Raw genomic sequence first — 19,037 nt, 5'->3', positions numbered from 1 at the left:
GATTCCAATTCGGATTGTTTGCTTCCCTGCCCATCTTCCTTGCTCCAACCGGTTATACGACCGCCTTGCGGCCAGCCTGGTGGAGAGGGCGGGCGAGCCTCACTCTAGCAGCAGGGTTGCAGCTTGATAAGCCCGACTCTGCTAAGATCGGCCGGTCCGTTTTGGGGAAGCCTATGATTTCTCATCTTTATTCTCGCTTTTGTCTGACTATGCCAGCGCCGGAAGGTTCCACCAGTCTGCTGGTGGCTTTCAGTGGCGGCCTCGACTCCACCCTGCTGCTGGTGCTGGCGGCGCAGTATGCCCGCGAGCACGGCCTGCCACTTCGCGCCCTGCACGTGCACCACGGCCTCAGTCCCCATGCCGATGAGTGGGTCGCTCATTGTGAAGCCGTGTGTCAGCAATTGGCGGTGGAGCTGCTGGTCGAGCGAGTGACTCTGGCCCGTGGCAATGGCGAGAGTCTGGAGGCGCAGGCGCGCACCGCCCGTTACCAGCGGCTGACTGCCCGGATGCGGGAGGGGGAGTGGCTGCTCACCGCCCACCATCAGGACGATCAGCTGGAAACCCTGCTGCTGGCCCTCAAGCGCGGCGCTGGTCTGCGCGGGCTGGCGGGGATCTTGCCAAGCCAGCCCTTTGCCGGCGGCCTGTTGCTGCGCCCGCTGCTCGATATGAGTCGCGCCGAGCTGGGAGAGGCGGCGGCGAGCCTCCCCTTTGGCTGGGTGGAGGATGAGAGCAATCTGGACGTGAGTTATGACCGCAACTTTTTGCGCCAGACGCTTATCCCCCAGCTCAAGGCGCGCTGGCCCGCCATGGCCCAGACCGCGGCGCGCAGCATGGCCCTGTGCGCCGAGCAGGAGGCGCTGCTGGATGAGCTGGCCGAGAGTGACTGGCAGCTGGCGGGCGAGGGGGAGGCGCTCCATATCGGTCCGCTGCACGCCCTTTCACCCACCCGGCGCAACAATCTGCTGCGCTACTGGATCCGCCGGCAGGGGGGCGAGATGCCATCCCGTGAGCAGCTTGCCCGGCTGTGGCAGGAGGTAGCGCTGGCGCGCGGCGATGCCAATCCCCAGCTCAACTGGGGGCGCCAGAGCTGTCGCCGTTATCAGGAGCGGCTCTATCTGGTGAGCCCTGACCTGCAACCCTGTCATCAGGTATTGCCGCTGACCGTGGGTGAGCCGCTGACCCTGCCGGACGGGTTGGGCGAGCTGGTGGTGCGCATGGCGGAGCACGGCGAGGGGCTGCTGCGTGCCCCCCGAGCGGATGAGCCGCTCTCGGTGCGTTTTCAGGTGGCGCCCGGGATCCCCCTCAAACCGGTGGGGCGAAGCGGCAGTCGGCGGATGAAGAAGCTGCTGCAGGAGTATGGCGTGCCTTCGTGGCAGCGGGGGCGCATCCCCATCCTTTACTATGGCGAGCAGGTGGCGGCGGTGGTGGGGCTCTTTGTCTGCGACGGCTTTATGGCTGAGGGAACTGGTCTGGTCTGCCACTGGCAGGGAAGCGGTACAGCCCCGGTTCTGCCCGAGCAGGATCTTGCTTGAGGTGATCTCGGTGTAAGGGGGAGTTAGCCCAAAAAAAAGAAGCTCCGGTCACATGGCGTGCATGTGCCGGAGCAAAGAAGAGTTCGGGATTATTCGATAAGGCCGGCTGAGCCGGCTTTTTTGCGAGCATAGAGGTGGTTGTCGGCCGCCTCGTAGAGGCTCGGCACATCGACCCCGGATTGCCAGCTGGCGGCGCCAAGGCTGCATCCGACCGAGAAGGTGCTGAGCTCCTTGTTGGTCATCAACATATGCTGCAGTCGCAGCCAGACCGGGCGCCACGCCTCGGGTTCGGCCGGTTGCAGCAGCAGGGCAAATTCATCTCCCCCGAGCCGGAAGGCTTGATCCGTGCTGCGGATGCACCCCTTGAGCAGCTGGGCGAAGCGGCTAAGCACCAGATCCCCCACTGGATGACCCCAAGTGTCATTGATCTGCTTGAAGCGATCGAGATCCAGCAGCACCAGCACCAGTCCGTGGGGCTCGCGGCTATGCTGCTCGATGGCGCGGCCGATGGCTTCGTCAAAGTAGGAGCGGTTGCCAAGGCCGGTCAGGTGATCGAGCCGGACCAGCTGATCCAGTTTTTCCAGCCGCAGATAGAGGGGCAGCAGCAGGCAGAGCAGCTGATGGTATTGCATCAGTACCCGTTGCTGGCTGCCGCTCAGCGGGTGTTCCAGCTCGTAGTGGAGCTGGCCGAGCAGCTGGCCATGCTGACCGCGCAGCTCGAACGGATAGTTGTGCAGGTTGAGGGTGGCCAGCGGCGGGTGCTGGATCAGCACATGGGGCTGGCCACAATCGAGGTAGAGACCGTGGATCCTGACAATTCTTGCCGCACGATCGGCAAAAGTTGTCAGCAGACCGCCGAGATCGCTCTGCCCCAACAACTGCTCGAGCAACTGGTTGCGTTCAACGCTGGGCAACGGCGTGAGCCGCTCCATCTGGCGAACCCACTGCTCGATGCCATGGCTAAAGCCATTAAGTGACGACGTATTTTCCATGGTCTTCCACCTGTAACACCTGACTACTGTCTCCTCCCTGCAATTGGCATGCCCAATATATCTTTCCTGCCCGCCAGATCGGCTGACTAAGCTTAAGTCGATAAAAGGAGAGGAAAATTTGTACACCGACCTGTTGATCCTGCTGTTCGCCGCCGTGCTGCTGGTGGCAACTTTCCGGCGCCTCGGCTTGCCGGTGATCCTCGCCTACCTGATTGCCGGCGTCTTGCTCGGCCCCCACGGGCTGGCGGTGATCACCGGTCAGTCGATCATGCAGACCATTGCCGAGCTGGGGATCGTCTTTTTGATGTTCTCGCTGGGGCTGGAATTCTCCCTGCCGAAACTACTGGCGATGCGCCGGTTGGTGCTGGGGGTCGGGATGTTGCAGGTGCTGCTCACGTCACTGCTCTTTTTCGCCATCGGCTGGTGGTGGGGGCTGGGTCTGGCCCAGTCGCTGGTGGTGGCGGGAACGTTGGCACTCTCCTCGACGGCTGTGGTGATCAAGCAGCTCGGCGAGCAGAAGCAGCTCCATACCCGCCGCGCCCAGCTGGGGGTGAGCGTGCTGCTGTTTCAGGATCTGGCGGTGGTGCCCCTGCTGGTGATGATCCCGATCCTCGCCCAGCCGGAAGTGCAGGGCAGCGCCCTGGCCGCCGAGATCGCTTGGGCCACTCTCAAGGGGCTGTTTGCTCTCTTCACCCTGCTGGCGGTGGGTAAGTGGTTGCTGCCACTGCTGTTTCACGAGGTGGCGCGAGCCCGCTCCGACGAGTTGTTCGTGCTGAGTGCCCTGCTGGTGGCGCTGCTGGCTGCCTACATGACCCATTCACTGGGGCTGTCGATGGCGCTGGGGGCGTTTCTGGCGGGGATGATGCTGGGGGAGTCCCACTACCGTCATCAGCTGGAGGTGGACATCAAGCCCTTTCGCGATGTGCTGATGGGGCTCTTCTTTATCACCATCGGCATGGCCATGGAGTGGGAGCTGGTGGCGCGGGCTTGGTGGCAGGTACTGATCTGCGTGGTGCTGCTGGTGCTGTGCAAATCCCTGCTGGTACTGCTGGCCGGGCGGCTGATGGGGGAGCGCAAGCGCGACAGCATGGCCGCCGGCATCATGCTCAGTCAGGTGGGGGAGTTTGGCTTCGTGCTGCTGGCGCTGGCGCTCCACCACGGCTTGCTGGATCAACAACTGGTCTCCCTGCTGATCGGCATCGGCATCATCTCCATCGCCATGACCCCCTGGCTGGTGACCCAGGCCCATTCGCTGGCTCGCAGCCTCACCGATCCGGCGTTGCTGACCCGCTCCGAGGTGGCACAGTCGGGCCTGAGCAAAAACCAGCACGTCATCATCGCCGGGTTTGGCCGGGCGGGGCAGACCTGTGCCCGCTTCCTCAAGATCGAGGAGATCCCCTTTCTGGCCCTCGATCTTGACCCGGAGCGGGTGAGCGAGGCCAAGCTGGCGGGGGAGCAGGTGGCCTTCGGCGACGCCAGCCGCCGCGATATTCTGCTGGCCGCCGGGTTGTTGCGGGCACGGCTGGTGATCATCACCTTCGATGATCGCAAGCGGGTGGAGGCGATGCTGGCACTGATCCGCGAATTGGCGGGGGATCTCAAGGTGCTGGTGCGCACCCGGGATGACAGCTTTCTGGAGCAGTACAAGCAGGCGGGGGCCTTCGAGGTGATCCCCGAATCCCAGGAGGGGGCCCTGATGCTGGTCTCCCACCTGCTGCTCAATTGTGATATCCCCATCGGTCGGGTGATCCGGCGCATGGAGCTGGAGCGCAGCAGCCAATATCGCTTCCTGCACGGCTTCTACTGGGGGGATCAGAGTGCCAGCAATCTGGAGGCGGATCAGCTGCTTGAACGTCTCCACCCGCTGTTTCTGCACGATCAGGCGTGGGCGGTAGGCCGTGAAGTGAGAGAGCTGCCACTCGATGAGGTGCGGATCAAGGAGGTACAGCGCGGCGATCAGAGTCTGGAGCCCAGACCCGAGCTGGTGCTGGCAGCTGGCGATCGGCTGATCCTGTTTGGTACCGTGGTGGCGATGGAGCAGGCGGAACAGCGTTTGCTGGAGGGGCGCTGAGTCCCCTCGCACTCATCGCCTGCCTCCTCTATTCCCGCTCTTTTGGTAGCCCTTCGATATCGAGGAAGGCGACGACTCTCTCCCGCTCCCTCAGGGTGTCCTGATAGCCCAGCTTGATCAGCTGCTGGCAATAACCCGGATAGAACATCAAAAAGCTGGCCAGACTGCTGGTCTCATCCCCCTTCACGCCCAGCACCCGCAACAGGCGGCGCAACTTTAGCGGCAGTTTGCGCAGGTAGGCCAGTGCGATGGTGTCGAGATCCTGACTCGGTTTCAGCACGCAGGTTTCCACCCGCTTCAGCTTGAGGCGATTGCGCTCCCGCTCCGGGATCAGATCCAGAGTCTGGTTGATGCGCCACAGCCGCTCCAGATCGGAGTTGAGAGTGTCGGTAAAGACCGTATCGAGCAGATGGCTGGCGATATTTGAGCTGGTGAGATGGCCGTGGTGATGGGTCGGCGCCGAGTGCGCTGGCGGATCCAGGGTGATCAGCAGGATCCGCTCCGCCCCCAGATGGATGGCGGGGCTGAGCGGGCTCAACTGGTGGATGGAGCCGTCGCCGTAGAACTTCTCGCCGATCCGGGTGGCTGGAAAGACAAAGGGGAGCGCCGAGGAGGCGAGCAGATGCTCAGATGTAAGCACGGTGCGTACCCCGCGCCGTCTGGCCCGCTCCCAAGGATGGTGGTCGGCCCGACCCTGAAAGAAGGTGGTGGATAGGCCGTCATCGTAATCCGACGCCGTGATGGCCAGCGCCTCCAGACTGCCGTAGAGGATGTTGTCATCGATGCGGTGATAGTCGATAAGTTGATCCAGCAGGCGGTGCAGCGGCGCGTTGTCAAAGAGGTGAAAGGCGTGGTTGGTGTGGGGATTGATCAGCCCCGCCGACCCCTCGTACATCAACCGCCACAGCAGGCGCCCGGGGTGAAAATCGAAGATGTGGTGAGTCTCGAAACGGCGCCAGACCCACTCCAGCTTGCGCACCCCCAGATGGAAGCAGGAGGCGTAGCAGGCCAGTGCGGTGACATTGATAGCCCCCGCCGAGGTGCCACACAGGATGGGAAAAGGGATGCCAAGATTGCGCGGGTAGAGCTCCGCTATCGCCTTGAGGGCACCGACCTGATAGGCGGCGCGAGCACCGCCACCGGTGAGCAACAACGCTGTATTGGGTCTGGCCATATGCTGGCGCCTTATCGTGTTCTGACAAGAATGTTCCCACTGACAAGTTAACTATAAGGCGCTGTATCAAATATAAAAACGGGCGCTTGCCCGTTTTTTTCATGGCCCCATGTCAAAGGGCGCGGTGAGGATTTTCCGGCCGCGCCAGCTGATCGAAGGCGGCGAATACCGGGGCGCTGGCGAGGATGCGACCGTGGCCCAGACCCCGGGTGCTCACCAGCCGGGTATGACCATCCTGACTGGCCCGCAAGGAGTCGCTATGGGGGGCGAATCTGTCCTCCTCGTCATGCACGATCATTGCCGCACCGCTGCGACTGGCGAGGCGACCCAGCGGATCGACCGTGCTCAAGGGGTGCTGGTACTCTTGCTCAATTTCCTTGACCACCGCATCGAACAACCGGATGGAGTAGCCGGAGCGCGCCACCATGCCGTAGAGCTGGGGCACATAGTCGAGCACCGGCGAAATCAACAGCAGCGGCAGGGTATCGATACCCGCCTGACGGCTGGAGAGGGTGACGGCGCCTCCCATGCTGTGGGCGATGACCCCGTGCAGCGGACCTGCTTCGCTGGCCAGCTTGGTCGCCAGCTCGTCGAAGGCGCGTACGAAACGGGGCAGGTGGCCAGTGTTGCCTGCGCTCTGGCCGTGGGCCGGATGATCGTAGGCAATGGCGGTGAAACCCTGCGCGGCGATATGGTTCATCAGCGGATAGAACTGACTGGCGCTGCCGGACCAGCCATGCATCAGCAGCCACAGCGGCCCCTGACCGAGCCGATAGCTCATCAATACCCCTTCGCTGGTATGGACGGCCTGCTTCACCAGACCGGCTGGTTCGTGGCCACCCCGCTGGTTGCGCTGGGGGGTGAGCAGCAACTTGCTGGCGGTGCGCTTGGCATGGCTGGGGGCGAGTCTGTGGTGTAAGCGGGTGCCGATCCCCAGCAGCCATTTGCTCGGGCTAAAGCGGCGGGTGTTGAAGTAGATCTTGCTGCTCATGGTCATCCTGTGGTTTTTATGTGCGAACGGTCGTGCTTTTTGTCGGTTTTTAAAAAGTCGTGTTGAACGGATGCCAAAACATCAGCGCCAGCTGCTCAGCAGAGCGTCCACTTCGGGCCAGAAGTGGCGGGCCGGATCCTGACACAGTTCGAGATCGTTGAACACCTGATCCGCCAGATAGAGGCCATAGAGGCGGTAAACGGCGCGCCAGGGATCCATCTCCTGTCGCCACTCGCCTGCAGCCTGACCCTGCACCACCTGACGTGCCAGATAGTCGAGCCAGAAGCGCACCAGTTGCCGGGCGGCTTGCTGCACCAGGCTCTTTTGCTCATGGCCATCCTGCGCCGAGGTCCAGGCGTCGAGGAACATGCAGCGACCGGCGAAGCAGTGGTTCCACGCCTGCCAGGCCCGTAGCAGGGCGATCAGCTTGTCATGCTGGCTCTGGTGCTCCTGCTGGCGTACCGGCTGGATCACCCGCAGCCGAAACACTTCGGCGGCGTACTCCAGCACGGCGATCTGCAGATTGTCGCGGGATTGAAAGTGGGCAAATAGGCCGCTTTTCGACATCTCGCAGGCGCTGGCCAGCGAGCCGATGGTCAGGCTCTCCAGCCCTTGCTGGCTCGCCTGCTCAAAGGCAGTCTGCAAAATGTTTTCCCGGGTCAGGCGCCCCTTGCTCATCACTCTCTCCTCGTTGGCGCTGGCAGCATAAAGTACGATCGTGCTAATTGTCTAGCAACAGATAGCCAGCATGGCTGGCTATGTCGTCTCCCGCGTGTCACTGCGTGCGGGTTTCAGCTCTCCTTGATATCGAGCTGTTGCAGGGCGATAACCGCCTGAGTGCGGTTCTTGACGCCCAGTTTTCTGAAGATGGCGGTGATATGGGCCTTGATGGTGGCCTCTGAGACGTTGAGCTCCCAGGCGATCTGTTTGTTCAGGCTGCCATCGCGCAGCATGATCAGCACCTTGTACTGCTGGGGGGTGAGGCTGGCCAGCTTGCTGGCGAAATCGGGGCCATCTTCCGATTCAGGATGGAGCGAGATGCCTTCCGGCACCCAGTTATCCCCCCCGATCACCGTATTGAGGGCGTTGACCAGCTCCTTCATCGGCACCGACTTGGGAATGAAGCCGAGCGCCCCGAGCCGCAACACCTGTTGGATGATGGCCGCATCTTCCGAGGCGGAGACCACCACGATAGGCAGGTCGGGATACTGGCCGCGCAGGTGGGCCAGCCCCTCGAAGCCGTTGGCCCCCGGCATCTTGAGATCGAGCAGCAACAGGTCAACTTCGGGGTGCTCGCCGAGCAGGTTGGTCAGGCTGTCGATGGAGTCCGCTTCCAGCAATTGAGCGTCGTTGATGGCCATGTGCACCGCTTGGTAGAGGGCGCCCCGAAACAGGGGGTGGTCATCTGCGATGACGATGGTAAATTGGCTGTCCATATTTCGGTTAATGGCTCACATTGTTGCTAACTGATTGTTTTGAAAAATCAAACTAGCATCGCTCACCAAGAGGGTCAAACCCGCCGGTGCGCAAATGTGAAGCGACCATCGGATGTTTTGCCATCAAGGGCAGACAGGCCGGTCGCAGGCAACTCATGCAGGAGGCAACAGATGGGATCCTTGGTATTGGCGGTGGGCACCGGCTCCACCTGGGCTATGCGGGCGGCACTGGTGCTCGCCATGAGCGGGCTGACGTGGCAGGAGCAGGTGTTCGATCTGGAGGATGCCAAGTCGCTGGCGCGGCTCAAGCGGTTGGCACCGGCCGGTCTGGTGCCCTGGCTCGAACACGACGGCGTGCGGGTTCACGACTCGCTGGCCATTGCCGAATATGTTCACGAGCTCTGTCCCGACCGCCAGCTCTATCCCGTTTCGCAGGTCGAGCGGGCACTGGCTCGCAGCCTCTGTGCCGAGTTGCACGCCGGATTTCGGCAGATCCGTTCTCTGCTTCCCTTCTTTCTTGGGGCGCCAACCCGTATCGATCCCCCGGTGGAGGCGGTCGGTGAGCTGGCCCGTTTGCAGGAGATCTGGTCGCAGGCGCGGGGCCCCTTCTACTTTGGCGAGGCGGGCATTGTCGATGCCTTCTATGCGGTGATGGCCTATCGGCTGGCCAGCTACGGCATCCTGTTGCCCGGTCAGGCGGGAGTCTATCAGCAGGCGCTGCTCTCTTGGCCTCTGTGGCAGGAGACCCTGCTCAAGGCGCGGTTGCAGTGGCCGGTGGCGGCGCGCCAGCCACAGTGAACCTTGGCTGATAGATAAACGAGAGAGGGGAGCCAGTGGCTCCCCTCTCTGTTGCTGGTATATATGGCCCAAGAGTTACTTCTGCCGACCGGCAAAGACCACCACCACCTTGTCATCCCCCTTCTCCCGCACGAAGGCGTAGGGGGCATCCGAGAGTTTCTGGTGGCTGCCTGCCGCAATGGCCGGATGGGCGGCGCGGAACTGGCCCAGTTGCTGCCAGTGCTTGACCAGCTCGGCCTTGTCTCCGCTGGCCAGCTCCTGCCAGTTCATGTCCGAGCGCAACGCCTGATCGAACACACCGCCATCCTTGGCCAGCCCGCGGCCGGACTCGTCGCCGTAGTAGAGCTGGATGCCGCCTGGCAGCAGCATAAAGCTGTTGGCGACCCGGCGCTGTAGCGGCACATCCTGATAGTCGCCAAAGAACAGCTTGGTGTCGTGGGAGCTGATGTAGCTCAGCACGTTGAACTCGGGATCTTGATTGATACGGCTGGCGTAGCTGGCATAGGTGGGCTCGGCGCTGGCCATGCACTGAGCCTGTGACAGGGCGAACTCACGCTGATAGTCGAAGTTGATCAGGGAATCGAAACCGTTCTGATACCAGAAATCCTTGGCCACCCCGTGATCCCACACCTCGCCCACCATGTAGAAGGGCAGATCGTCGAGCTTCTTGGTCGGGTTGGCGGCCTTCCACTCCTTGAGCGCAGCGGTGCCCGCCTGCTTGAGCTTGGCCCATACCTCGGGCTCCAGATGTTTGACGGTATCGGCCCGAAAACCGTCGATGCCAAAGCGGCGCACCCAGTCGGTGTGCCAGGCGATCAGGTAGTCGCTCACGGTGGCGTCGGGCAGCGCCTTGGCGAGGGTATCCTTTTTCGCCGCCAGCAATGGCGGCAGCCCTACCGGTTTGGCCGATTCGGTCAGAAAGTCCGGCAGCCCCGCCACCGAACCGGTCACATCGTCGGTGCCGGGCTGCGGGTAGCCGGGCAGACCGGCGCGCACCCAGTCACCACTCCACCACTTGTTCCACGCGGGTGATTGATAGTCGATGAACTGGTTGTAACCATGCCAGTTGAGGCCACCGCTCGGGCGCCACTGGTTCCAGACGGTCGGCAGTTTGCTGCTGTTCTGAGTTAGCTCGGTGAGCCCCAGATCTTGCAGATCGGCGAGGGTGGCGTAACCAGCATGGTTCATCACCACGTCGAGGATGATCCGCATGCCGCGCTTGTGGGCCTCGTCCACCAGGGTTTTCAGGCTCTCTTCATCGCCGTAGTTGGGGTCAATCTTGGTGAAGTCGAGCGCCCAATATCCGTGGTAGGCGTAGAAAGGGAAGTTGCCCTGCTCGCCACCGCCGATAAAGCCGTGCACCTGCTCCACCATGGGGGTGATCCAGATGGCGTTCATGCCGAGGCTCTTGATGTAGTCGAGCTTCTCGGTCAGCCCCTTGAAGTCACCGCCATGCCAAGTGGCTACCTCATCCTGACCATCCTTCTGGCGGCCGAAGCTGTGGTCGTTGGCGGGGTCGCCGTTGTTGAAGCGGTCGGTCAGCAGGAAATAGACGCTCGCCTGATCCCAGCTGAATGGTGCTGGCTTGGCTGCCTTGACCGGCTCGAGCAGCAGCAGGCCGCCGCTCTCTTTACTCGGGGTCAGGGTCAGTTTGCCTTGTTTGACCACCGCCTCCTGTTTCGAGTAGGCATCCCTCAGTCGGGTGCCGTCGGGCCAGACCCCTGTCAGGGACACAGTGACCGGGCCGCCATCCCAGCTGATGCAGGGCTCTTCTGGTGGCTGGCGCTTGAACTCGCTCTTCTTGGTCGCCCGCAGCACCTTGAGGCTGGGGGTATCCGGGTTGAAGGTGAACTGATACTCCCCGGCCAGCATCACCCGCAGGGTAAAGCTCTGATCCTTGCTGCATTTGTCCATTGGTTGGGCGGTGCCGAAGGGGAGTGGCTTGCTCTCGCTCGGGCCAAAGCTGGTACCGCAACTGTTGTCTGCGTCGCTGATGCGGATCTGATGGCTCCCCTTGGCAAGAGGGTGAGTCAGCTCCACCGTGCCCTTGTCCAACGCGATCGGGGCCGCTACTGGTTGACCATCCACATAGAGGCGAACCTCGGGGGCGGCCATCGCCTGTTGGGTGAACAGAGGGGTGGCCAGCAGGGCGAGCCAGAGAGGGGATAAGTAATGAGCACGATGCATAAGCCATTCCTTGAGCAGGGCAGTTCGGACAAGGGCCCATTCTAGGAGCAGCAAAGCGCGCCTTGGATCGGCAAAATGCCGATTTGTGACATCAGTTCAAATGGTTACGTTTTCAAGCCGAGGAAAGTGTGACGGAGAGGAGAGAGACGCTCTGTCGATAAAAATAGCGGCCATAAAAAAATGCCGGTCAGGTGACCGGCATTTGCTGTGTCAGGCATCGTCGTCACATCAGACGGTGAAGAACTTGAAGTTGACGAAGGCCACCGCGATGAAGGAGGCAACCATGCCGCTGATGCAGAGCACCGCCGGGCGGATGGCGGGCCAGCGATGGGTCAGCAGAATGATGGCCAGCAGGGTCGGGTAGAGCCCGAACATGTAGCGTGGCATGGCGTTGAGGCCGGTCATCAGCGGAATGGTGCAGCAGATGAACATCAGGGTCGCTTCCGCCCAGCGCTTCTGGCTGAACAGGTAACCGTTCAGGCACCAGCCGAAGATCACCATGATGGAGAGGTAAGCCTTGCGGCCGCCCAGCTCGAAACCGCTCAGCCACCAGTCCAGCGGGCTGTCCATGTAGCGACCCCAGGCCACCTGAATGTGCTTGAAGGCGAAGGCATCGCCGGTCAGGTGATAGAGGTAGACCATGTAGGCAAACAGGCCAAACGGGATCATCCAGAGGGTGAAGACCACCTTGAAGGCGCGCTCGGTAAAGCGGAAAAATTCCCGCCAGCCGTAGGCCTGCAGCGCCAGGATCAGCACCGGGAAGACCATCATCACCCCCAGGTTGCGGGTGGCGGAGATACAAACCCCCAGCACGGCCACCATCAGCCACTGCTCCCGATAGGCGAACAGGAACATCCCCAGCATCAGCGCCATAAAGGTCGACTCGGTATAACCTGAGACGAAGTAGGCTGAGAAGGGGGAGAAGGCGAGCAGCCAGACGCCGAAGCGGGCGGTATCGTCCCCCAGCTTGAGCTGACGCAACACCAGCAGCATCAGCGGCAGGCTGGCGAAGAAAGAGATATTGGTAACAATAATGAGGCCGATCAGGCTCTCGACATTGAACAGGTTGGAGATGGCACCGGAGACCATCGGATAGAGCGGCATAAAGGCCCAGTTGGCCGCATTGCCCTTGCTCAGCCAGCGCGGGTAGAGGTCGTAGCCGTTTTCGATGATGCGCTGGAACCAGACGCAGTCGAACTGGCAATAGGCCTGCAGCGGGCCGATGTCGGGGGAACCATAGAGCTGGACACCGAAGTAGCCCATGCCATACAGCGCCACCCGGCTCAGCATGAAGGCGGCGATGATCATCAGCCAGTCACGGCCGCTGATGCGCAGTGACGGGCGATAGGGGAGTGCAGCCCCGGTTAGCGGGGCAGTATTGGTCATATCATTCATCAGGCAAAAACCCAGACGCGAGAGAGAACGTAAGTGAGGACGGTAACGGTCAGGGTGGCGATGACCACCGGCAGCAGACCGGAGAGCCCCGCAAACAGCAGGCCGCTCAGGATCAGGTTACGCACCGCCAGCGAGAAGAGGGCGACCAGCAGAAACTTGCTGGCGGCTCCCTGCTTCTGGAAGGTAATGTAGCGGTGACCAAAGAAGGAGAACCAGAATGCGATGGCAAAAGCCAGCGTGGTAACCAGGTGCTCCGAGATGGTGGGCCAGGTATGAAACAGTGCGATGGAGGTGCCAAGGTCGACGAGAGTAGCCCCCCCGCCAACAAAACCGAAACGTACCAGCCGCCAGAATTCCTCGCGGGAGATCATTGAGGCGCCTGCTCCTGCTGCTCTTGCGGGTTGCTGTCAGCGCTCTGCGGTTTGGCCGCATCCTGCTTGGCATACTGGCCATAGACCCCTTCAATGAGGTAGACCGGGCGCTGTTTCACTTCCACGAACATGCGGCCGATGTACTCGCCGATGATGCCGAGCGACAGCAGCTGGATACCGCCGAGGAACAGCACTACAGACATCAGTGAGGCGTAACCGGGTACGTCGATGCCGAAGAAGATCACCTGGGTGATGATTTTCAGGATATAGAGGAAGGCAACCAGCGAGACGCTGACACCCACATAGCTCCAGACCCGCAGCGGCCAGCTGGAGAAGCTGAGCAGACCGTCGAGGGCGAAGTTCCACAGTTTCCAATAGTTGAACTTGGTTTCACCGGCGTGACGGGCCGGGCGCTCGTAGGGGACGCCAACGGCACGGAAACCGGCCCAGGCAAACAGACCCTTCATAAAGCGGTTGCGCTCTGGCAGCAGCTTGATCGCCTCGACCACTCGACGGTCGATCAGGCGGAAGTCACCGGCGTTCTCCGGCAGCTTGGTGCTGGTGGAGAGGGCGTTGAAGAAGCGGTAGAAGCCACCGGCAGTCAGGCGCTTCATCGGGGTATCGGCGCTGCGATCGACGCGGATGCCGTAGACGGTGTCATAGTCACCGGTCTGCCACAGTTTGACGAACTCCAGGATCAGGGCGGGCGGGTCTTGCAGATCCACGTCCATCGGCACGATGGCATCCCCTTTGGCCTGATGCAGACCGGCGGTCAGGGCCGCTTCTTTACCGAAGTTGCGTGCCAGGTTGACCAGGGTCACGCGCGGGTCACGGGCGATGGCCTGCTCGACCACTTCACGGGTGCGGTCACGGCTGCCATCGTTGACGAATACAATTTCAAGCTGGTCTTTGAGCGGGGCCAGTTCGTTGTCTATCGCGTTGATGAAGGCATCGATGCTCTCTTCCTCGTTGTAAACGGGAACGACCAGAGAGAGTCGAAAATCTGGATGCGACATAAGAACGTCCTTATTTGGGATAGTTGTTTTTATAAAATGGTATTCGGGGCAAGGATCACTGGGCTACGGTCAAACGTACCGACTGCACATTGATGGGAGTAGGTGCCGAGAGCGCCAGAAAATTGGGGCGCTTGGGATCTGCCGTGAGTGAGTCGCCGGGCAGACTGAGGCGGATTTCGTTGATGCCCGCTTTGGCCAGTTTCACCGTGGTGGTGAAGTCGTGACCCAGCGCCACTTTCAACAGGGCACCGGCTTCCGGGCTGTTGATGCGGGCCTGTACGGTAAGCTGATCCGGATTGGCCGCCTGCTTGGGCAGCACAAAGTAGAGACCGCCCTGACCGCTGAGCAGGGTACCTTCGTCGCTCGGCTTCTTGGCCCAGCCTTCGCTGGAGAGGAAGCGGCTCGGCTTGGTCAGATTGAGCTCGTTACCCGGCTGATAGGTCATGCTGGAGTTGTGTTCCCAGAAGCGGGTTTTGCCTTCCAGATAATAGAGTTTGTAGGCCAGGCTCACGTTGGGGTGAGCAGCCAGATAGAGGGTGTAAAGATAAAAACCGCTTAACGCCAGAATGGCAGTCAAAAAACCGAACTTTTTGTACGTCATATCACTCTCTATGCCTGACAGAATGGGTAGGCCGATGTCGCGCATATGCTAATCCAATTGCAAAAAAAGCATAGTGGATCACAAAAAAATATTTGGTCACATATTAACCCCTTTTTACCCCTGTTCCAAACGTTGCTGTATCCCGGTTAAACAGGTCTGGCAGGGCGCCGGTTGCCAGTAGTACTCCGGCAGGGCAATTGGCAAATAGACGTTGCTTTGCTGCGTCATTTTCTAGCGGATGCGATAGTCATCTGGCCTCTATCGCCATTTTGCAGGGGGCGATTTATGATGACTCACTTATTCGTCAAGGATGACATATGAAGTGGATCTCTTGCTGTCTGTTGCTTGGATTATGGGCGCCAATGGCATTGGCCAGGGCCCTGTGTCCCGAGCCTATTCAGGTCGGTTACGATAACTGGCCCCCCTACCATTATTACGAAGCCGACTCACCGCAAGAGGTGCGCGGTTATGCCGCCGAGGTGCTGACGGCTGTGCTCACTTCCATGCACTGCAAGGTCAACTACGTGGAGCTGCCCTGGAAGCGGGTACTGCACGAGATGGAGCATGGCGAGATAGACATGGCGATGGAGGCGAATATCAATGATGAGCGCGCTCGTTATGCCTGGTTTTCCGACTCCTACAATCCGGGTCGCACCTTGCTGTGGATCCGCAAGGGCAGCCACTACCCCGAGCAGGATCTGGCGAGCTGGCTGGCCAGTGGTTACTCCCTCGGTGTCACCAAAGAGTACTTCTATGGTGATGAAGTGATGTCGCTGCTCGCTCGCTATGCCAAACAGGTGAGTGCAGTGAGCGACCAGCAAAATTTTGAGAAGCTGGCCCGCGGGCGGATCGACGGTTTCCTCGGTGACATGCTGGCTACCCCCAGCGCCCTTAACAAGGAGGGGATGAGCGGTCTGTTCACCAGTCACCCCATGGTGGTATCTGAATCGCCGAGCTTCTTTATGTTGGGCAAGCGCAGCTTTTCGCCGCAATTCTTGCAACAATTCAATCAGGCGTTGGCGCGGTTCAAGGAGACAGATGCGTATGACATTATCTGGCAGCGTTATGCCCCCGGGCGCTAGCAAAGTATTGGCCGTTCACGCATCATGAGCGGCCTGAGCATCGGGTCTGCTTGTCAGGCCCGACAGAGTGAACAAACCGTTTTGAGGTACCCATGGGGATGAAGTATTGGCTGGCCCTTGCCAATCTGGTGTGGCTGGGATGTTTGCCCGCCGGCGCGGTACATGCAACCGAAGCACAAGTCGTGGTGGCGGCCAGTGAAACCGGACACGACTGGTATCAGGGCAGTCAGGCCGAACAGGCCCGTGTCGAGCTGGAACAGCAGTTGCAAGAGGCTGTGTTGGCCCAGCTGCATCCCGATTTTTTCACGCTTTGGAAGCGCCTGCAGGCCACCCCTGCAGACAAGCGTGTCGCCATCTATGACGACATTTTTACCAAGCTGAGCCGTTTCCAGCACGCCTGGCGGGGGATGGATCTGGTCTCGCGCGAGCATATGAAGACCCTCAAGCTCGATTTGAACCGCCCTGTAGTGACCCAACCCAGCGATGATGACCTGCTCACCCAGGTGAAATCCCTGCGCCCTCAAGTGGCGGAATACGAGGCGGTGCGGGCTAAAGTGCACAAACTGCTGGCGATGCCGATGGCCAGCAAGTGGCCGACTCTCGATATGCCGACCCTGCGTGCCGGAGAGAGCTCCGCCGAGCTCGGCCAAATCCGCGCCATGCTCAACGAGCTGGGCGACAGCGCCCCGAGCCATGGTGATCAGATTTACGATGGTGATACCGAGCAGGCCATCAAGCAGTTCCAGCGTCGTCATGGTCTCACCGCAGACGGCATCATCGGCCGTCAGACCCGCTCTTGGCTCAATACCGGCCCGCAAGTGCGCGCCAGCCTGTTGTTGCGTAACCTGTGGCGTCGCGATCTGGTAGATCAGCTCGCCGGTGGCCGCTACGTGCTGGTCAATATTCCCGACTACCGCCTGAGCGTGGTGGAGTCCGGCAACGAGGTGTTTACCAGCCGGGTCATCGTCGGCAAGGAGCAGCGTGCCACGCCCATCCTCGCCAGCGAAATTCGCTCCATCGTGCTCAATCCTTCCTGGCATGTGCCGCGCTCCATCCTGAGCAAGGACATCCTGCCCAAGCTGGGCCGCGATCCCGCCTATCTGAGTCGCGAGCAGTTCGAGGTGATCGACAGCGAGGGCAATCCGGTCCAGTTCACCGAAGAGGGGTGGCATCAGGCGCTGGCTGCCGGTTTCCCCTATCGCCTGCGGCAAAAGCCGGGGGATCATAATGCCCTGGGGCGCTACAAGTTCTACCTGCCCAACAATGACGCCATCTATCTGCACTCCACCCCGCGCAAGGCGCTGTTCGAGCAGGGGGCGCGCGCCTTCAGCTCGGGCTGCATCCGGGTGGAACATGCGGACGATCTGGCCGAACTGTTGCTGGCAGATTCCCGCTATCAGCCGGACAAGGTGGCCAATATCCTCAAGGAGAGCCAGACCAAATGGTTGCCGCTCACCACGCCGATCCCGGTCTTTACCGTCTACTGGAGCAGCTGGATCGACGAAAATGGTCGCCAGCAACTGCGTAACGACATCTACGGATTTGATCGGGTCAGCTTCCAGAGCCGCCTGCTGTGATCCCTGCCACAGAGTGAAAAGCCCGGCCTGTGCCGGGCTTTTCTATGGGCGATTGTGGTTTGACAGTTCCCCCTGCCGGAGGGTAGTTTCAAGCGCCTGTATCACATTCAATCAGTGATCTTATTCAACTATTTTCGCTTGAATCTGCGATGGACGAACCCCTTATGCTGGAACAAGAGATAAGTCGACGTCGCCTGTTGCTGGGAGCCGGTTGCCTGCTGGGCAGCTCGCTGATCTCCTTCCCTGCACTGGCCAGCCGCAGTACCACCGGGCGTGAACTCAGTTTCTTCAATCTCAATACCGGCGAGCGGGTGCGCGCCAGCTATTGGGAAAATGGCCACTATCTGAGCGACGGGTTAGCCGAGCTCAACCACATCTTCCGCGATTACCGGCGCAACGAAGTGTTCAACATCGACAAGAAGCTGTTTGATCAGCTGTTTCTGTTGCAGCACAAGCTGGGTCGGCGCAGCGAAATTCAGCTGATCTCCGGCTATCGCGCCCCGGCAACCAATCGTCAGAAGCGCCACAAGAGCCACGGCGTGGCCAAACACAGCTACCACACCCTGGGGCAGGCGGTGGATGTGCGGATCCCCGGCGTACAGCTGGCCCATCTGCGCAAGGCGGCGCTCCAGCTCAAGGTGGGTGGGGTTGGTTACTATCCCCGTGATAACTTCGTTCACCTCGATACCGGCCCGGTGCGCAGCTGGTAAAGGGGATGGCAAGCTGCCAAGCTCTTCCCACCAGAGAGGAGATAGCGATGAAAAAGATAGTGATTGGCGGCCTGATCGCCCTGTTGTTGACCGGTTGCAGCAAGCTCAACCGTGAAAATTACGACCAGTTGAAGATGGGGATGAGCTACGCTGAGGCCAGCACCATTCTGGGCAAGGCGGAGCGCTGTGATGATGCGCTGGGCACTACGAGCTGCCTCTGGGGCGGGGAAGGGAAGAACATCAAGATCCGCTTTATCGCCGACAAGGCGACCTTCTTCAGCTCGGAAGGGATTAACTGAGTCGCAGACCGTCCATGAAAAAAGCGCCACTCGGGCGCTTTTTTGTTGCTCGCAATCCAACCCGCCTCGCCAGAAGCTGGCGTACTCAGTGGGTCGCGTACTGATAGTCGAAGGTGGGCAGACCCCACTTGAAGCGAACCGCCAGCAGCCGCAGCACAAAGCCAATTCCGATGGAACCGAACGCCGCCCAGTTGGTCGGCAAGCCCTGATCCAGCGCCAGACAGTAGAGGGCTGCAGTGATCAGCGAAATGGCCGCATAGAGCTCGCGACGGAACACCAGCGGAATGCGCTGGCAGAGCAGATCCCGCAGCACACCGCCAAAGACCCCGGTCACCACCGCCATGATGCAGGCAATACCGGCGCCGTGGCCCATATCCAGCGCCCGGGCCGCACCGAAGATGGAGAAGACCACCAGTCCCAGGGCATCAAGGGCCATGAACAGCTTGCCGAGGTAACGCATCAGGGGGGCGGAGACCACACCCGCCATCGCAGCTGCGGCAACCAGCAGCACGTATTCCGGATGTTCAATCCAGAGCAGCGGATAGTGGCCCAGCAGCACATCGCGAATGGTGCCACCACCGATGGCCGTCGCCGAGGCGATGATCACCACACCAAACAGATCCATCCGTCGCCGACCCGCGGCCAGCGCGCCGGTCATCCCTTCGGCCACCAGGCCAACCAAGAAGAGTGCATGTAACATGAGATATCCCAGGGAACGAGAAAGGCCAGAATCCTACCAACTCGTGTCATATGGGACAAGCTATCGAATGCATGCATTAATTTAATTCATGCTAAATGCGAAAAA

18 protein-coding genes are annotated in these 19,037 nt (G+C 60.7%); 7 read left to right on the top strand and 11 right to left on the bottom strand.

Going from position 1 to position 19,037, the window contains the following annotated elements; all coding sequences use genetic code 11:
- Positions 1 to 173 precede the first annotated feature (173 nt).
- On the top strand, positions 174 to 1,532 hold the full coding sequence (gene tilS, locus G5533_RS07080; RefSeq protein ID WP_441254653.1) for a tRNA lysidine(34) synthetase TilS: 1,359 nt from the start codon (positions 174 to 176) through the stop codon (positions 1,530 to 1,532).
- A gap of 89 nt (positions 1,533 to 1,621) precedes the next feature.
- Here the strand turns inward: tilS and G5533_RS07075 are convergent, their stop codons facing one another.
- The gene (locus G5533_RS07075; RefSeq protein WP_421332418.1) at positions 1,622 to 2,524 is read right to left on the bottom strand and encodes a GGDEF domain-containing protein; all 903 of its coding nucleotides are present in this window, start codon (positions 2,522 to 2,524) and stop codon (positions 1,622 to 1,624) included.
- 118 nt (positions 2,525 to 2,642) lie between these two features.
- Between G5533_RS07075 and G5533_RS07070 the strand changes: the two genes are divergently transcribed.
- On the top strand, positions 2,643 to 4,595 hold the full coding sequence (locus G5533_RS07070; RefSeq protein ID WP_227342126.1) for a monovalent cation:proton antiporter family protein: 1,953 nt from the start codon (positions 2,643 to 2,645) through the stop codon (positions 4,593 to 4,595).
- A gap of 28 nt (positions 4,596 to 4,623) precedes the next feature.
- Here the strand turns inward: G5533_RS07070 and G5533_RS07065 are convergent, their stop codons facing one another.
- From G5533_RS07065 to G5533_RS07050, 4 genes are all read right to left on the bottom strand, one after another.
- Positions 4,624 to 5,769, bottom strand: a complete 1,146-nt coding sequence (locus G5533_RS07065; protein ID WP_005347843.1) for a patatin-like phospholipase family protein — start codon at positions 5,767 to 5,769, stop codon at positions 4,624 to 4,626.
- A gap of 112 nt (positions 5,770 to 5,881) precedes the next feature.
- Positions 5,882 to 6,760 carry an alpha/beta hydrolase gene (locus tag G5533_RS07060; RefSeq protein ID WP_441254652.1) on the bottom strand — a complete coding sequence of 293 codons (879 nt, stop codon included), beginning with the start codon at positions 6,758 to 6,760 and terminating at the stop codon, positions 5,882 to 5,884.
- A gap of 81 nt (positions 6,761 to 6,841) precedes the next feature.
- Positions 6,842 to 7,438, bottom strand: coding sequence for a TetR/AcrR family transcriptional regulator (locus tag G5533_RS07055; protein WP_159158377.1), 597 nt, complete (start codon positions 7,436 to 7,438; stop codon positions 6,842 to 6,844).
- Between the two features lie 113 nt (positions 7,439 to 7,551).
- Positions 7,552 to 8,196, bottom strand: a complete 645-nt coding sequence (locus G5533_RS07050; RefSeq protein WP_076492859.1) for a response regulator — start codon at positions 8,194 to 8,196, stop codon at positions 7,552 to 7,554.
- Positions 8,197 to 8,367: 171 nt separating this feature from the next.
- On the opposite strand from G5533_RS07050, the gene G5533_RS07045 reads away from it, so the two are divergent.
- Positions 8,368 to 8,994 (top strand): glutathione S-transferase, encoded by a 627-nt coding sequence (locus tag G5533_RS07045; protein WP_441254651.1) that lies wholly within the window; start codon positions 8,368 to 8,370, stop codon positions 8,992 to 8,994.
- A gap of 75 nt (positions 8,995 to 9,069) precedes the next feature.
- On the opposite strand, the gene G5533_RS07040 is transcribed toward G5533_RS07045, so the two are convergent.
- The 5 genes from G5533_RS07040 to G5533_RS07020 all read right to left on the bottom strand — a co-directional run bounded on the left by G5533_RS07040 (position 9,070) and on the right by G5533_RS07020 (position 14,564).
- Positions 9,070 to 11,181 (bottom strand): alpha-amylase, encoded by a 2,112-nt coding sequence (locus G5533_RS07040; RefSeq protein WP_441254650.1) that lies wholly within the window; start codon positions 11,179 to 11,181, stop codon positions 9,070 to 9,072.
- 228 nt (positions 11,182 to 11,409) lie between these two features.
- Entirely contained in the window at positions 11,410 to 12,576 is a 1,167-nt protein-coding gene (locus tag G5533_RS07035; RefSeq protein ID WP_005338464.1) for a hypothetical protein, read from the bottom strand.
- On the bottom strand, positions 12,576 to 12,947 hold the full coding sequence (locus G5533_RS07030; RefSeq protein WP_005338463.1) for a GtrA family protein: 372 nt from the start codon (positions 12,945 to 12,947) through the stop codon (positions 12,576 to 12,578). The genes G5533_RS07035 and G5533_RS07030 overlap by 1 nt, the downstream gene beginning before the upstream one ends.
- Positions 12,944 to 13,963, bottom strand: coding sequence for a glycosyltransferase family 2 protein (locus G5533_RS07025; protein ID WP_058056731.1), 1,020 nt, complete (start codon positions 13,961 to 13,963; stop codon positions 12,944 to 12,946). The genes G5533_RS07030 and G5533_RS07025 overlap by 4 nt, the downstream gene beginning before the upstream one ends.
- Before the next feature lie 55 nt (positions 13,964 to 14,018).
- A complete protein-coding gene (locus G5533_RS07020; protein ID WP_041202288.1) occupies positions 14,019 to 14,564 on the bottom strand; it encodes a hypothetical protein in 546 nt (181 codons plus the stop codon).
- Positions 14,565 to 14,881: 317 nt separating this feature from the next.
- Between G5533_RS07020 and G5533_RS07015 the strand changes: the two genes are divergently transcribed.
- From G5533_RS07015 to G5533_RS07000, 4 genes are all read left to right on the top strand, one after another.
- Entirely contained in the window at positions 14,882 to 15,646 is a 765-nt protein-coding gene (locus tag G5533_RS07015; protein WP_159158380.1) for a substrate-binding periplasmic protein, read from the top strand.
- A 92-nt stretch (positions 15,647 to 15,738) separates the two neighbouring features.
- Positions 15,739 to 17,223: a L,D-transpeptidase family protein gene (locus G5533_RS07010; protein WP_421282648.1), complete on the top strand. Its 1,485-nt coding sequence runs from the start codon at positions 15,739 to 15,741 to the stop codon at positions 17,221 to 17,223.
- Between the two features lie 164 nt (positions 17,224 to 17,387).
- Positions 17,388 to 17,933, top strand: coding sequence for a DUF882 domain-containing protein (locus G5533_RS07005; RefSeq protein ID WP_421202826.1), 546 nt, complete (start codon positions 17,388 to 17,390; stop codon positions 17,931 to 17,933).
- A 47-nt stretch (positions 17,934 to 17,980) separates the two neighbouring features.
- Positions 17,981 to 18,232, top strand: coding sequence for a lipoprotein (locus G5533_RS07000; protein WP_005338457.1), 252 nt, complete (start codon positions 17,981 to 17,983; stop codon positions 18,230 to 18,232).
- Between the two features lie 85 nt (positions 18,233 to 18,317).
- On the opposite strand, the gene G5533_RS06995 is transcribed toward G5533_RS07000, so the two are convergent.
- Positions 18,318 to 18,932, bottom strand: a complete 615-nt coding sequence (locus G5533_RS06995; RefSeq protein WP_335841859.1) for a trimeric intracellular cation channel family protein — start codon at positions 18,930 to 18,932, stop codon at positions 18,318 to 18,320.
- Positions 18,933 to 19,037 lie beyond the last annotated feature (105 nt).

It is taken from the genome of Aeromonas sp. A600620 (assembly GCF_029479985.1).
In the GTDB taxonomy this organism is placed as follows: domain Bacteria; phylum Pseudomonadota; class Gammaproteobacteria; order Enterobacterales; family Aeromonadaceae; genus Aeromonas; species Aeromonas veronii_A.
This window is presented reverse-complemented; position numbering and strand designations above follow the sequence as displayed.